The 12,856-nt window shown below is 73.1% G+C and carries 12 protein-coding genes; 9 read left to right on the forward strand and 3 right to left on the reverse strand.

Annotated features, from left to right (window positions below):
- Positions 1 to 9: 9 nt before the first annotated feature.
- The 3 genes from E8D37_RS14675 to E8D37_RS14685 form a co-directional block, all read right to left on the reverse strand.
- A complete protein-coding gene (locus E8D37_RS14675) occupies positions 10 to 861 on the reverse strand; it encodes an ABC transporter permease (protein WP_136570488.1) in 852 nt (283 codons plus the stop codon).
- Entirely contained in the window at positions 861 to 1,919 is a 1,059-nt protein-coding gene (locus E8D37_RS14680) for an ATP-binding cassette domain-containing protein (protein WP_136570489.1), read from the reverse strand. The genes E8D37_RS14675 and E8D37_RS14680 overlap by 1 nt, the downstream gene beginning before the upstream one ends.
- Before the next feature lie 100 nt (positions 1,920 to 2,019).
- Positions 2,020 to 2,838: a maleylpyruvate isomerase family mycothiol-dependent enzyme gene (locus E8D37_RS14685; protein ID WP_240770452.1), complete on the reverse strand. Its 819-nt coding sequence runs from the start codon at positions 2,836 to 2,838 to the stop codon at positions 2,020 to 2,022.
- Between the two features lie 88 nt (positions 2,839 to 2,926).
- Here E8D37_RS14685 and argC point away from each other — a divergent pair, with 88 nt between their 5' ends.
- The 9 genes from argC to E8D37_RS14730 all read left to right on the forward strand — a co-directional run bounded on the left by argC (position 2,927) and on the right by E8D37_RS14730 (position 12,588).
- Entirely contained in the window at positions 2,927 to 3,958 is a 1,032-nt protein-coding gene (gene argC / locus E8D37_RS14690; protein ID WP_136570491.1) for an N-acetyl-gamma-glutamyl-phosphate reductase, read from the forward strand.
- Between the two features lie 79 nt (positions 3,959 to 4,037).
- Entirely contained in the window at positions 4,038 to 5,189 is a 1,152-nt protein-coding gene (argJ, locus tag E8D37_RS14695; RefSeq protein WP_136570492.1) for a bifunctional glutamate N-acetyltransferase/amino-acid acetyltransferase ArgJ, read from the forward strand.
- A 41-nt stretch (positions 5,190 to 5,230) separates the two neighbouring features.
- Entirely contained in the window at positions 5,231 to 6,163 is a 933-nt protein-coding gene (gene argB / locus E8D37_RS14700; RefSeq protein WP_206055769.1) for an acetylglutamate kinase, read from the forward strand.
- Positions 6,160 to 7,380, forward strand: coding sequence for an acetylornithine transaminase (locus E8D37_RS14705; protein ID WP_276606499.1), 1,221 nt, complete (start codon positions 6,160 to 6,162; stop codon positions 7,378 to 7,380). The genes argB and E8D37_RS14705 overlap by 4 nt, the downstream gene beginning before the upstream one ends.
- A 2-nt stretch (positions 7,381 to 7,382) precedes the next feature.
- The gene (gene argF, locus E8D37_RS14710; protein WP_136570494.1) at positions 7,383 to 8,357 is read left to right on the forward strand and encodes an ornithine carbamoyltransferase; all 975 of its coding nucleotides are present in this window, start codon (positions 7,383 to 7,385) and stop codon (positions 8,355 to 8,357) included.
- Between the two features lie 5 nt (positions 8,358 to 8,362).
- Positions 8,363 to 8,884 (forward strand): arginine repressor, encoded by a 522-nt coding sequence (locus tag E8D37_RS14715; RefSeq protein WP_136570495.1) that lies wholly within the window; start codon positions 8,363 to 8,365, stop codon positions 8,882 to 8,884.
- Between the two features lie 74 nt (positions 8,885 to 8,958).
- Entirely contained in the window at positions 8,959 to 10,386 is a 1,428-nt protein-coding gene (gene argG / locus E8D37_RS14720) for an argininosuccinate synthase (protein ID WP_136570496.1), read from the forward strand.
- Positions 10,387 to 10,541: 155 nt separating this feature from the next.
- Complete coding sequence (gene argH / locus E8D37_RS14725; RefSeq protein WP_136570497.1) at positions 10,542 to 11,984, forward strand: argininosuccinate lyase; 1,443 nt, start codon at positions 10,542 to 10,544, stop codon at positions 11,982 to 11,984.
- Between the two features lie 10 nt (positions 11,985 to 11,994).
- On the forward strand, positions 11,995 to 12,588 hold the full coding sequence (locus tag E8D37_RS14730; protein ID WP_136570498.1) for a DNA-3-methyladenine glycosylase: 594 nt from the start codon (positions 11,995 to 11,997) through the stop codon (positions 12,586 to 12,588).
- Positions 12,589 to 12,856 lie beyond the last annotated feature (268 nt).

The raw sequence follows: 12,856 nt of genomic DNA on the forward strand, positions 1-12,856 counted from the left end.
ACGGCGGGGTCAGACCTTCCGCGCGTAGGAGCGCACCGAGAGCGGCGCGAAGATCGCGACGACGACGAGGCAGCCCAGGAGTGCGGCGCCCACGTGCCAGGTGACCTGGCCGTCGTTGAGCAGGTCGCGCACGGCGGCGATGACGAGGCTGACCGGGTTCCAGGTGACGAAGTGCTGGAGCCACGAGGGGAGCGTGTCGACCGGGACGAACGCGTTCGAGAGGAACGTCAGCGGGAACATCACCATCATCGAGATGCCCTGCACGCTCTGCGCCGAGCGGGCGACGGTGCCCAGCCAGGTGAAGATCCAGGACAGCGACCAGCCCGCGGCGACGACCACCAGCCAGCCACCGACGACGCCGGGCAGGCCGCCGCCCGGCCGGTAGCCCATGGCCAGGCCGGTGAGGACGGTGAGCGTCGCGGCGATCGCGTAGCGGACCAGGTCGGCCACCGCCGGCCCGGCGAGCGGGGCGATGCGGGCGATGGGCAGCGACCGGAACCGGTCGAAGACGCCCTTGTCCATGTCGTCGCGCAGCGAGATGCCGGTCGCCATGCAGGCGGTGAGCGCCGTCTGCCCGAGGATGCCGGGGATGAGCGTCGGCAGGTAGCTGCTCACGCCGCCCGCGATGGCGCCGCCGAACAGGTAGGCGAACATCGCGGTGAACAGCAGCGGCTGGATGGCGACGTCCACGAGCTGCTCGGGGTTGCGGCGCATGGTGATGAGCGAGCGGCCGGCCAGGGCCAGCGTCTGGGTGAGGGTGTCGCGCAGGCCGGGGCGGGCCGGGAGGGTCGCGGGGTCGACGACGACGGCGGCCCCGGCTGCGGCCGGGCGGGTGTCGGTGGGGGTCGTGAGCGTGGTCATCAGGCCACCTCTCCGTTCTCGTGCTGGTCGGTGGCGGCGGCGCCCGTGGGCGCCCCGGTGAGGGTGAGGAAGACCTCGTCCAGCGTGGGCTGGGCGACGGTGGCGGAGGCGATGGAGACCCCCGCCGCGCGCAGGGCGATGAGGACGTCGGCCGCGGCGTCCGCCTGCGCGAGGGGCACGTTCAGCGCGCCGGCCTCGGGGGTGACGGTGGGCGCCTGGCCGGTGGCCCCGGCGACGAGTCCGGCGGCCTCCTGGGTCCGGGCGGGGTCGGTGAGCCGCACCTGGAGGGTCGAGGACCCGACCGCGGCCTTGAGCTCCTCGGGCGTGCCCTCGGCGACCTTGCGGCCGTGGTCGATGACCGCGATCCGGTCCGCGAGCTGGTCGGCCTCGTCGAGGTACTGGGTGGTCAGGAGCACGGTGCAGCCGGAGGCGACGAGCTCGCGGATGGTGTCCCACATCTGCCCGCGGGTGCGCGGGTCGAGCCCGGTCGTGGGCTCGTCCAGGAAGATGAGCGGCGGGCGGCTGAGCAGGCTCGCGGCGAGGTCGAGACGCCGGCGCATGCCGCCCGAGAAGCCGGAGAGCGGGCGGTCGGCGGCCTCCTGGAGGCCGAATCGCTCGAGCAGGTCGACCGCCCGGCTGCGGGCCTCGCGGCGGCTCATCCCGAGCAGCCGGCCGAAGAGCCGCAGGTTCTCCGTGGCGGTGAGCCGCTCGTCGACGGAGGCGTACTGGCCGGTGAGCCCGATGAGCTGGCGGACCCTGTGCGGCTCGCGCCGGACGTCCACGCCCAGGATGCGGGCCTCGCCGCCGTCGATCGGCAGGAGCGTGGCGAGCATGGACAGGGTGGTGGTCTTGCCCGCGCCGTTGGGGCCCAGGACGCCGAACACCTCGCCGCGTCGGACCTCGAGGTCGACGCCGTCGACGGCGCGGTGGCCGCCGAACGTCTTGACGAGGCCGGTGGCCTGCACGGCGAGGTCGCCGGGCTGGGTGTCGGGCCGGGTGTCGGGCCGGGTGTCGGTGCGTGGGCTGAGCTGTGGGCCGGGGGACTGGCTGGTGGTCATGGCGCCACCGTGCCCGCGCCCGCCTTCACCGGTGTTTCACTGCCCGCCCCACCCGTGAAACACCGGCTGCGGAACACCATCCGTGAACCGCCCGTGGCCCTCAGGTCAGCGGCGCCGCCACGGCCGCCCGGAAGGCGGCGAAGGCCTCGGGCGAGCCGGTCACCGTGATCCCGGCGTCGTCCCGGCGGTGCCAGAGCCAGGCGTCGAGGTCGGCGGCGTCGCCACGGACCTCGCACGTGAGCCGGTCGTCGGGGGCCGCCCCGGCGTCCTGCGCGCGCAGCACCAGGTGCGGGCCGTCGACGCTCCAGCCCTCCGGGGAGGTCCCCACCAGGTGCCCGGTCACGACGCGGAGCACGTGGCCGGTGTCGAGGAGCCGGAGCACGGTCGCGTGGCCGTCCGGGGTGAACGTCGACCAGGCCGGCGGCTCGCCGCCGTACATGACGTCGAGCAGCTCGTGCACGCCGTCCGCGGCCAGCTCGGCGGGCAGCGGCGTCACGCACCCGGCGGCCTGCTCGGCGTCCAGCCGGTGGACGAGGGCCTCGTGCGCCTGCCGGCGGACGGTGAAGCCCACGGTCTGTTCCTCGGCCCACGACCAGGCCTCCTCCGCCGGGTCGGCCTGGCGCAGCAGGGCGTGCAGGTCGGCGCCGGCCTCGGCGAGCGCGGCGAGCAGGCCCTCCCGGTCGGCGGGCCGGACGCGGTCGAGGGACTCAGGTGCCTGCGGGCGGTGGCGGATCACCCACGCCCAGAACGAGTGCACCTCGGTGAGGTGCCAGACCAGGTCCTCGGCGTCCCAGTCCGGGCACGCGGGCACCCGCGCGTGTGGGTCGCACCCCGTGAGGACGTCGAGAAACCGCTGGGACTCGACCCGCAGGTGGTTGAGCAGGACGTGCGTGGGTAGGAGAGTGGAGGCCGCCGTCACCCGGCGACCGTAGGCCGCACGAGCATGTGACGGAAGCGTGTTTCCACCCGTTTCACATATCCATGCAAAGGCATGTATGTTCATGCACATGACCCGCGTCAGAGCAGCAGTCGCAGGAGCCAGTGGCTACGCCGGCGGGGAGGTGCTGCGCCTCCTCCTCGGGCACCCGCAGGTGGAGATCGGCGCCCTCACCGGCGGCTCCAACGCCGGGCAGAAGCTCGGCGCCCTGCAGCCCCACCTCCTGCCGCTGGCCGACCGCGTGCTCGAGGAGACCACCCTCGAGAACCTCGCGGGGCACGACGTCGTCTTCCTTGCCCTGCCCCACGGTCAGTCCGGGGCCGTCGCCGCCCAGCTGGGCGAGGACGTCGTCGTGATCGACTGCGGCGCCGACTTCCGGCTCGAGGACGCGGGGGAGTGGGAGCACTTCTACGGCAGCGACCACGCGGGCACCTGGCCCTACGGCCTCCCCGAGCTGCCCGGGCAGCGGGCGCTGCTCCAGGGCAGCAAGCGGGTCGCCGTCCCCGGGTGCTACCCGACCGTCTCCACGCTCACGCTGGCCCCGGCCGTCGCCGCCGGTCTCGTCGAGCCGGACGTCGTGGTGGTCGCCGCGTCCGGCACCTCGGGCGCCGGGAAGGCCGCGAAGCCCCACCTGCTCGGCAGCGAGATCATGGGCAACCTGTCGGCCTACGGGGTCGGCGGCGTCCACCGCCACACGCCGGAGATCACCCAGAACCTCTCCAAGCTGGTCGCGGGCGACGTGCGGGTCAGCTTCACCCCCGTCCTCGCGCCCAGCCCGCGCGGCATCCTCGCGACCTGCTCCGCGCCGCTGAAGCCGGGCGTGAGCGCCGAGGACGCACGGGCCGCCTACGAGAAGGCCTACGCCGACGAGCCGTTCGTGCACCTGCTCCCCGAGGGCCAGTGGCCCCAGACGAAGGCGGTGGTCGGCTCGAACGCCGTCCACGTCCAGGTGGCGGTCGACGAGCGAGCCGGGCGCCTGGTGGCCGTCGGCGTGGTGGACAACCTCGCCAAGGGCACCGGTGGCGCCGCCGTCCAGTGCATGAACCTCGCCCTGGGCCTCGACGAGGCCACCGGGCTCACCACCGTCGGTCTGGCCCCCTGAGGCCGGGGCCGCGCCGGCTCCGGCCGGGCGCGCGGCCTCCCTCGACCGACGGACCACCCCTCCCAGACAGGAGCCCACCATGGGCGTCACCACCCCCGCAGGCTTCCGGGCCGCCGGCGTCGTCGCCGGACTGAAGTCGACCGGCGCCAAGGACGTCGCGCTCGTCGTCAACGACGGCCCGACCTTCGACTCGGCCACCGTGTTCACCGCCAACCGCTGCCAGGCCAACCCGGTGCTCTGGAGCAAGGAGGTCGTCAAGGACGGCACGGTCAAGGCCGTCGTCCTCAACTCCGGCGGCGCCAACTGCTACACCGGCGCCGAGGGCTTCCAGACCACGCACGCCGTCGCCGAGCGCGTCGCCGAGAAGCTCGGCATCGGTGCGATCGACGTGGTCGTCTGCTCCACCGGTCTCATCGGCAAGCAGAACGACCGGGACGACCTGCTGGCGGGCGTCGACGCCGCCCACGCGGGCCTGGCCGCCGACGGCGGCGCGGACGCCGCGGCCGCGATCATGACCACCGACACGGTCTCCAAGCAGGTCGTCGTCGAGGGCGCCGGCTGGAGCATCGGCGGCATGGCCAAGGGCGCCGGCATGCTGGCACCGCAGCTGGCCACCATGCTCGTCGTCCTCACCACGGACGCCGTGGTGCCGGCCGCGGACCTGGACACCGCCCTGCGCGCAGCCACCCGGGTCTCCTTCGACCGGCTCGACTCCGATGGCTGCATGTCGACCAACGACACCGTGACGCTCCTGGCGAGCGGCGCCAGCGGCATCACCCCGCCGCTGGGCGACTTCACCGACGCGCTCGTCCAGGTCTGCACGGACCTGGCCATGCAGCTGCTCAAGGACGCCGAGGGCGCCGACCACGAGATCGCCATCACCACCCTCAACGCCGCCTCGGAGGACGAGGCGGTCGAGGTCTCGCGCAGCGTGGCCCGCTCCAACCTGTTCAAGGCGGCCATCTTCGGCAACGACCCGAACTGGGGCCGGGTGCTCGCCTCGATCGGCACCACGAGCGCGGCCTTCGACCCCGCCGACCTCGACGTCGCGATGAACGGGGTCTGGGTGTGCCGCAACAGCACCCCGGACGCCGACCCCGAGACCGTCGACCTGACCGGCCGCGAGGTCAGCGTGACCATCGACCTCAAGGCCGGCGACGCCCGCGCCACGGTCTGGACGAACGACCTGACCCACGCCTACGTCCACGAGAACAGCGCCTACAGCTCATGAGCGAGAACATCGACGTGCCCAGCGCCATCGACCCGTCCACCATGCACTTCAGCGAGGTCCCGCCCGCGGACCCGGAGAAGGCGTCCGTCCTCGCGGCGGCCCTGCCCTGGATGAAGCGCTACTACGGCAAGATCGTGGTGGTGAAGTACGGCGGCAACGCCATGACGGACGACGCGCTCAAGCGCGCGTTCGCCGAGGACATCGCGTTCCTCCGCTTCGCCGGCTTCAAGCCGGTCGTGGTGCACGGCGGCGGCCCGCAGATCAACACGATGCTGGGCAGGCTCGGCATCGAGTCCGAGTTCCGCGGCGGGCTGCGGGTCACCACGCCGGAGGCCATGGAGGTCGTCCGGATGGTGCTCGTGGGCCAGGTCCAGCGTGAGCTGGTGGGCCTCATCAACGAGCACGGCCCGCTGGCCGTCGGGATGTCCGGCGAGGACGCGGGGCTGTTCACCGCCGAGCCCGCCCACACGGTCGTCGACGGCGAGGAGGTCGACCTCGGCCTCGTCGGCGAGGTCGCCCGGGTCCGCCCCGAGGCGATCATGGACCTCATCGAGGCCGGCCGGATCCCGGTCGTCTCGTCGGTGGCCCCCGACGCCCACGGCGCGGTGCACAACGTCAACGCCGACACCGCGGCGGCCGCGCTCGCCGTGGCCCTGGGCGCCGACAAGCTGCTGGTCCTCACCGACGTCGAGGGCCTGTACCGCGACTGGCCGGACAGCGACGACGTCATCTACGAGATCAGCCCCGAGACGCTCGCCCAGCTCATGCCGACGCTCGCCTCCGGCATGGTCCCGAAGATGGAGGCCTGCCGGAAGGCGGTCGCCTCCGGCGTCCCGCGCGCGACCGTCGTGGACGGCCGCGAGAAGCACGCGGTGCTCCTCGAGCTGTTCACCGACGAGGGCGTCGGCACCCAGGTGCTGCCCGGCGTCGACACCAAGATCCGCAAGGCCCGGAAGAAGGCGGTGGTGAAGTGAGCACCCTGCACGACACCCAGGACCAGCTCGTCGGGCGCTACACCTACGCGCTGATGAACACGTTCGGCCCGCCCAAGCTCGCGCTGGTGCGCGGCGAGGGCGCCACCGTGTGGGACTCCGACGGCAAGGCCTACCTCGACCTGCTCGGGGGCATCGCCGTCAACAGCCTCGGCCACGCCCACCCGGCGCTGGTCGGCGCGGTCACCGAGCAGCTCACCACGCTCGGCCACATCTCGAACTTCTTCACCTCCCCGCCCCAGGTCGAGCTCGCGGAGAAGCTCCTCTCGCTGCTCGGCACGGGCGGGGCCCCGGCCCAGGGGAAGGTCTTCCTGGCCAACTCCGGCACCGAGGCCAACGAGGGGGCGTTCAAGCTCACCCGCCGCACGGGTCGCACGCACGTGGTCGTCGCCGAGGGCGGCTTCCACGGCCGGACGATGGGGGCGCTCGCCCTCACGAGCAAGGCCGCCTACCGCGAGCCGTTCGAGCCGCTGCCGGGCGAGGTCACCTTCGTGCCCTACGGGGACGCCGAGGCGCTGGCCGCGGCCGTCACCGACGCCACCGCCGCGATCTGCCTCGAGCCCGTCCAGGGCGAGGCGGGCGTGGTCGTCCCGCCGGACGGCTACCTGGCCGCCGCCCGGTCGATCGCCGACGAGCACGGCTCGCTGCTGTGGTTCGACGAGGTGCAGTCCGGCGTCGGGCGGACCGGGATCTGGTTCGAGCACCAGCGCGCCGGGGTCCTCCCCGACATCGTCACCCTCGCCAAGGGCCTGGGCGGCGGCTTCCCGATCGGGGCCGTCGTCGGCCTCGGCAGGGCCGCCGACCTCCTCGAGCCGGGCAACCACGGCACCACCTTCGGCGGCAACCCGGTCGCCTGCGCGGCCGCCCTCGCCGTCCTGCGCACCATCGAGGACGACGGGCTGCTGGCCCACGTCTCCGCGCTCGGCGCGCACGTGCGTGCCGGGCTGGCCGCGGAGCCCCGGGTCACCGAGGTGCGGGGCCACGGCCTGCTCATCGGCCTCGACCTGGCCGCGCCGGTCGCCGCGCACGTCGTGGTGGCCGCCCAGGACGCCGGCTACATCGTCAACATGCCCACCCCGAGCCGCATCCGGCTCGCCCCGCCGCTGGTCCTCACGCAGGCCGAGGCCGACCGGTTCCTCGCGGACTGGCCGGGCATCCTCGACGCCGCCTGGGCCGCCGCCGAGACCGCAGGAGCCTGACCGTGCGCCACTTCCTCCGCGACGACGACCTCACCCCGGCCGAGCAGGCCGAGGTGCTGGCGCTCGCCGCCGCCATGAAGGCCGACCCCTACGGCGCCAAGCCGCTGGCGGGTCCGCAGTCCGTGGCGATGATCTTCGACAAGCCCACGCTGCGGACCCAGACCTCGTTCGGGGCCGGCATCGCCGAGCTCGGCGGCAACCCGATGCTCGTCGAGGGCAAGCTCGCCGGCATCGGCGTGCGCGAGTCCGTCGAGGACGTCGCCCGCGTCCTGGGCCGCCAGGTCTCCGTCGTCGTCTGGCGGACGTTCCTGCAGTCCCACCTCGAGCGGATGGCCGACAACGCCGGCATCCCGGTGGTCAACGCGCTCACCGACGACTTCCACCCCTGCCAGCTCATCGCGGACCTGCTCACGGTGCAGGAGCGCCTCGGCCGCCTGGCCGGCGTCACCGTCGCCTTCATCGGTGACGCGGCCTGCAACATGGGCAACTCCTGGCTGCTCGCGGGGGCGACCGCGGGCATGCACGTCCGGATGGGCGGCCCCGAGGGCTACCTCCCCGACGAGGCGATGTTCGCCCGTGCCGCCGAGATCGCGGCGACCACCGGCGGCTCCGTCTCCGGCCACCACGACCCCGTGGAGGCCGTGACCGGCGCCGACGTCGTCGTCACCGACACCTGGGTCTCCATGGGGAAGGAGGACGAGGCGGCCGAGCGCGTCAAGGTCTTCGGCGCCTGGTCGCTCACCGAGGAGCTCCTCGCCCACGCGGACGCCGAGGCGATCGTCCTGCACTGCCTGCCCGCCTACCGGGACAAGGAGATCGCCACCTCGGTCCTGGAGGGCCCGCGCAGCGCCGTGTGGGACGAGGCCGAGAACCGTCGGCACGCGCAGAAGGCCGTCATGGCCTGGCTGCTGGCCCACCTCGACGACGAGCCCGGCACCTCGACGACCACCCCGGCAGCACAGTCCGCGAGCGTGTGAGCGCCATGACCGAGTCCGCCCTGCGTCCCGCCACGAAGTCGGCGCGGCACCAGCTCATCATCGAGCTGGTGTCGTCGCGGGCCGTGCACTCGCAGGTCGAGCTCGCCGCGATGCTGGCCGAGGCCGGCGTCCACGTCACCCAGGCGACGCTCTCGCGGGATCTCGTCGAGCTCCAGGCCATCAAGGTCCGCTCCGCCGAGGGCCCGCAGGTCTACGCCGTGCCCGCCGAGGGCGGCGACCGCCGTCCGGTCGTGCCGTCGGAGACCGCGGCCGGCCGGGCCCGGCTCGCCAAGCTCTGCGGCGAGCTGCTCGTCAGCGCCGAGGCGAGCGCGAACCTCGTCGTCCTGCGCACCCCGCCCGGGGCCGCGCAGTACCTGGCCTCGGCGTTCGACAAGGCCGAGCTCGGCGAGGTCCTCGGCACCATCGCCGGGGACGACACCGTCCTCGTCATCGGCCGCGACCCGCTGGGCGGCGAGGCGCTCGCCCGCACCTTCCTGGAGCTGGCCGCCAGCGACGGGCCCGCCTGAGCGGCCGACCCGGCGTCCTGCTCCACCCCGCACTTCGTACCCCCTGAAACCCTCGCACCACACAGGAGCACCACATGAGCAAGGTCCTGACCACGCTGCCCATCGGCGAGCGCGTGGGCATCGCGTTCTCCGGCGGCCTCGACACCTCCGTCGCCGTCGCCTGGATGCGCGACAAGGGCGCCGTGCCCTGCACCTACACCGCCGACATCGGCCAGTACGACGAGCCGGACATCTCGGGCGTCCCCGGTCGGGCCCGCGAGTACGGCGCCGAGATCGCCCGGGCGGTCGACTGCCGCCGCCAGCTGGTGGAGGAGGGGCTGGCCGCCATCGCGTGCGGCGCCTTCCACATCCGCTCCGGTGGCCGCTCCTACTTCAACACCACCCCGATCGGCCGCGCCGTCACCGGCACCATGCTGGTCCGTGCCATGCGTGAGGACGGCGTGGACATCTGGGGCGACGGCTCGACCTTCAAGGGCAACGACATCGAGCGGTTCTACCGCTACGGCCTCATGGCCAACCCCGACCTGCGGATCTACAAGCCGTGGCTGGACGCCCAGTTCGTCTCCGAGCTCGGCGGCCGCGCCGAGATGAGCCAGTGGCTGGTCGAGCACGGCCTGCCCTACCGCGACTCGCAGGAGAAGGCGTACTCGACCGACGCCAACATCTGGGGCGCGACCCACGAGGCCAAGACGCTCGAGCACCTGGACGTCTCGCTGGAGACCGTCGAGCCGATCATGGGCGTGAAGTTCTGGGACCCGACGGTGCAGATCGACACCGAGGACGTCGCGATCCGCTTCGAGAACGGACGCCCGGTCGCGATCAACGGGACCGTGATCGACGACCCGGTGGCGCTGGTCATGGAGGCCAACGCGATCGGCGGCCGGCACGGCCTGGGCATGAGCGACCAGATCGAGAACCGGATCATCGAGGCGAAGTCGCGCGGCATCTACGAGGCGCCCGGCATGGCCCTGCTCTGGATCGCCTACGAGCGCCTCGTCAACGCGATCCACAACGAGGACACCGTCGCCCAGTACCACAACGAGGGCCGCAAGCTCGGCCGCCTGCTCTACGAGGGCCGCTGGCTCGACCCGCAGGCCCTGATGATCCGTGAGGGCATCCAGCGGTGGATCGCCTCGCTGGTCACCGGTGAGGTCGTCCTCCGCCTCCGCCGCGGCGAGGACTACTCGATCCTCTCCACCGACGGCCCCGCCTTCTCCTACCACCCGGAGAAGCTCTCGATGGAGCGCACCGAGAACGCCGCGTTCGGCCCGCTGGACCGCATCGGCCAGCTCACCATGCGCAACCTCGACATCGCCGACTCCCGCGACAAGCTCGAGCAGTACGCGCTCCAGCCGCTCGACCAGGGTCAGGTGCTCGTCGAGAACGGCACGCTGTACGGCGAGATCGAGGCCGGCGGCCGCGACCGGATCACGGCCAACGACCAGATCAAGGACGGCAGCCAGGCGCTCGACCACGTCGCGTTCGAGTCCGGCAACGACTGAGCCGTCGAGCCGGCACCACCGGACGAGCCGCGCGGCCCCCGCACCCTCCTCGGGGCGGGGGCCGCGTCGCGGCGAGCGGGGCACCCGTGGCCCGCAGGCAGGACCGCTGAGAAGATGACCACCGCGCACCCGCGGGCAGAGAGGCAGCAGCAGAAGTGAGCACCGAGCACGGCACGAACACCGGCAAGCTGTGGGGCGGTCGGTTCGCCGGCGGCCCGTCGCCGGAGCTGGACGCGCTGTCGCGCTCCACGCACTTCGACTGGCGGCTGACCCCCTACGACCTGGCCGGCTCCCGTGCCCACGCCAACGCGCTGCACCGCGCCGGGCTGCTGACCGACGCCGACCACGCAGAGCTCCTCCGTGGCCTGTCGGTGCTGGGGGAGCGGTTCGCCGCCGGCGACCTGCACCCCGACGTCACCGACGAGGACGTCCACGGCGCCCTGGAGCGGCTCCTGCTCGAGGAGGTCGGGCCCGACGTGGGTGGACGCCTGCGCGCGGGTCGGTCGCGCAACGACCAGATCGCGACCCTGTTCAAGGTGTTCCTCCGCGACCACGCCCGCGTGATGTCGTCCCTCGTGCTCGACCTGGTCTCGGCGATCGCCGAGCAGGCGGCCGCGCACCTGGGTGACGAGGTGACGCCCCCGACCGTGATGCCGGGACGCACCCACCTGCAGCACGCCCAGCCGGTGCTGCTCTCGCACCACCTGATGGCGCACGCCTGGTCGCTGCTGCGCGACGTCGACCGCCTCGCCGACTGGGACGCGCGCGTCGCCGGTGACTCGCCCTACGGCTCCGGCGCGCTGGCCGGCCAGTCGCTCGGCCTGGACCCGACCGGTGTCGCCGCCGAGCTCGGGTTCTCCGGGTCGTCCGCGAACTCCATCGACGGCACCGCGAGCCGCGACTTCGTCGCGGAGTTCGCCTTCGTCGCCGCCCAGATCGGCGTCGACGTCTCCCGGATGGCGGAGGAGATCATCCTCTGGGCCACGAAGGAGTTCGCCTTCGTCACGCTGCACGACTCGTGGTCGACCGGGTCGAGCATCATGCCGCAGAAGAAGAACCCGGACATCTCGGAGCTGGCGCGCGGGAAGGCGGGGCGCCTCATCGGCAACCTGTCCGGACTGCTCGCCACGCTCAAGGCGCTCCCGCTGGCGTACAACCGCGACCTCCAGGAGGACAAGGAGCCCGTGTTCGACTCGGTCGACACCCTGGAGGTGCTGCTGCCGGCCTTCACCGGTCAGGTCGCCACGCTGGTCTTCGACGCGGACCGCATGGGCGAGCTCGCCCCGCAGGGCTTCTCCCTGGCCACGGACGTCGCCGAGTGGCTCGTGTGCGAGGGCGTCCCGTTCCGCATCGCCCACGAGGTCGCGGGCGCCTGCGTGCGCCGCTGCGAGGAGCTCGGGATCGAGCTGGCTGACCTCAGCGACGAGCAGTTCGCCGAGATCTCGCCCCACCTGACGCCCGGCGTGCGCTCCGTGCTCACGGTCGAGGGCTCCGTGTCCTCGCGTGACGGCCGCGGGGGCACCGCTCCCGTCCGGGTCCGCGAGCAGCACGCCGAGCTGCTCGCCCGCGCCGAGGCACTGCGGTCCCGCCTGGGCTGACGGGACCCCTGTGATCGACTGGACGGCGCCACCGGAGACGGTGGCGCCGTTGCTGTTGGGAGCCACGCTCACCCACGCCGGCGTCACGGTGAGGCTCACCGAGGTCGAGGCCTACGGGGGCGCCGACGATCCCGGCTCCCACGCCCTCCGTGGACCGACGGCTCGCAACGCGTCCATGTTCGGCGCGCCCGCCCACCTCTACTGCTACTTCACCTACGGGATGCACGTGTGCGCGAACGTGGTGACCGGCCCGGAGGGGGAGGGCGGCGCCGTCCTGCTCCGAGCGGGCGAGGTGCTCGACGGCCTGGCTCTCGCTCGCGAGCGCCGACCGGGGAGCTCCACGCGCGACCTGGCCCGGGGTCCCGCCCGCCTGGTCCGGTGCCTGGCACTCTCGCTCGAGGACGACGGCCTCCCGCTCCTCGGCGACGGGGCCCCCCGGCTGGAGCCGACCGTGACCCCGGTGGACCCGGACCGCGTCCAGGCCGGCCCGCGGGTGGGCCTGCGCCGGGCTGCGGACCGCCCGTGGCGCTGGTGGCTGGCGGGGGAGCGGAGCGTCTCCGCGTACCGTCCTGCGGCCGTCCGGAAGAAGGCTCCAGGCGGGTGAGGCGCAGACCACGCAACCTGGATTTGGCCTCAGGGCAACACGTCTGTAATGTTCTCTTCGTCGCCGGGAACGGCGCGGAGGACGACAGCCGGTCAGGCTGCGACCGAGGCGTTCGTCCCAGCGGCCGCAGAGGCAGATCTCGGTCTGTCCGGCGAGTCGGCTCGCACGAGTTGACTTCGCCAGGCAGACTGCGTAAGTTTCTGCAGGTTGCCCGGCCAGCGGAGCGGAAACGCGAGGCGGTTGGTGCGTGTGATTCTTGAGAACTCAA

Origin of the sequence: Nocardioides sp. GY 10127 (genome assembly GCF_004919085.1) — a bacterium.
In the GTDB taxonomy this organism is placed as follows: domain Bacteria; phylum Actinomycetota; class Actinomycetes; order Propionibacteriales; family Nocardioidaceae; genus Nocardioides.

Excerpts from the sequence above, each read along its gene's own strand:
- E8D37_RS14675 (WP_136570488.1), bottom strand. The coding sequence starts at position 861 with ATGACCACGCTCACGACCCCCACCGACACCCGCCCGGCCGCAGCCGGG.
- E8D37_RS14680 (WP_136570489.1), bottom strand. The coding sequence starts at position 1,919 with ATGACCACCAGCCAGTCCCCCGGCCCACAGCTCAGCCCACGCACCGAC.
- argC (WP_136570491.1), top strand. The coding sequence starts at position 2,927 with ATGACCCGCGTCAGAGCAGCAGTCGCAGGAGCCAGTGGCTACGCCGGC.
- argJ (WP_136570492.1), top strand. The coding sequence starts at position 4,038 with ATGGGCGTCACCACCCCCGCAGGCTTCCGGGCCGCCGGCGTCGTCGCC.
- argB (WP_206055769.1), top strand. The coding sequence starts at position 5,231 with ATGCACTTCAGCGAGGTCCCGCCCGCGGACCCGGAGAAGGCGTCCGTC.
- E8D37_RS14715 (WP_136570495.1), top strand. The coding sequence starts at position 8,363 with ATGACCGAGTCCGCCCTGCGTCCCGCCACGAAGTCGGCGCGGCACCAG.
- argG (WP_136570496.1), top strand. The coding sequence starts at position 8,959 with ATGAGCAAGGTCCTGACCACGCTGCCCATCGGCGAGCGCGTGGGCATC.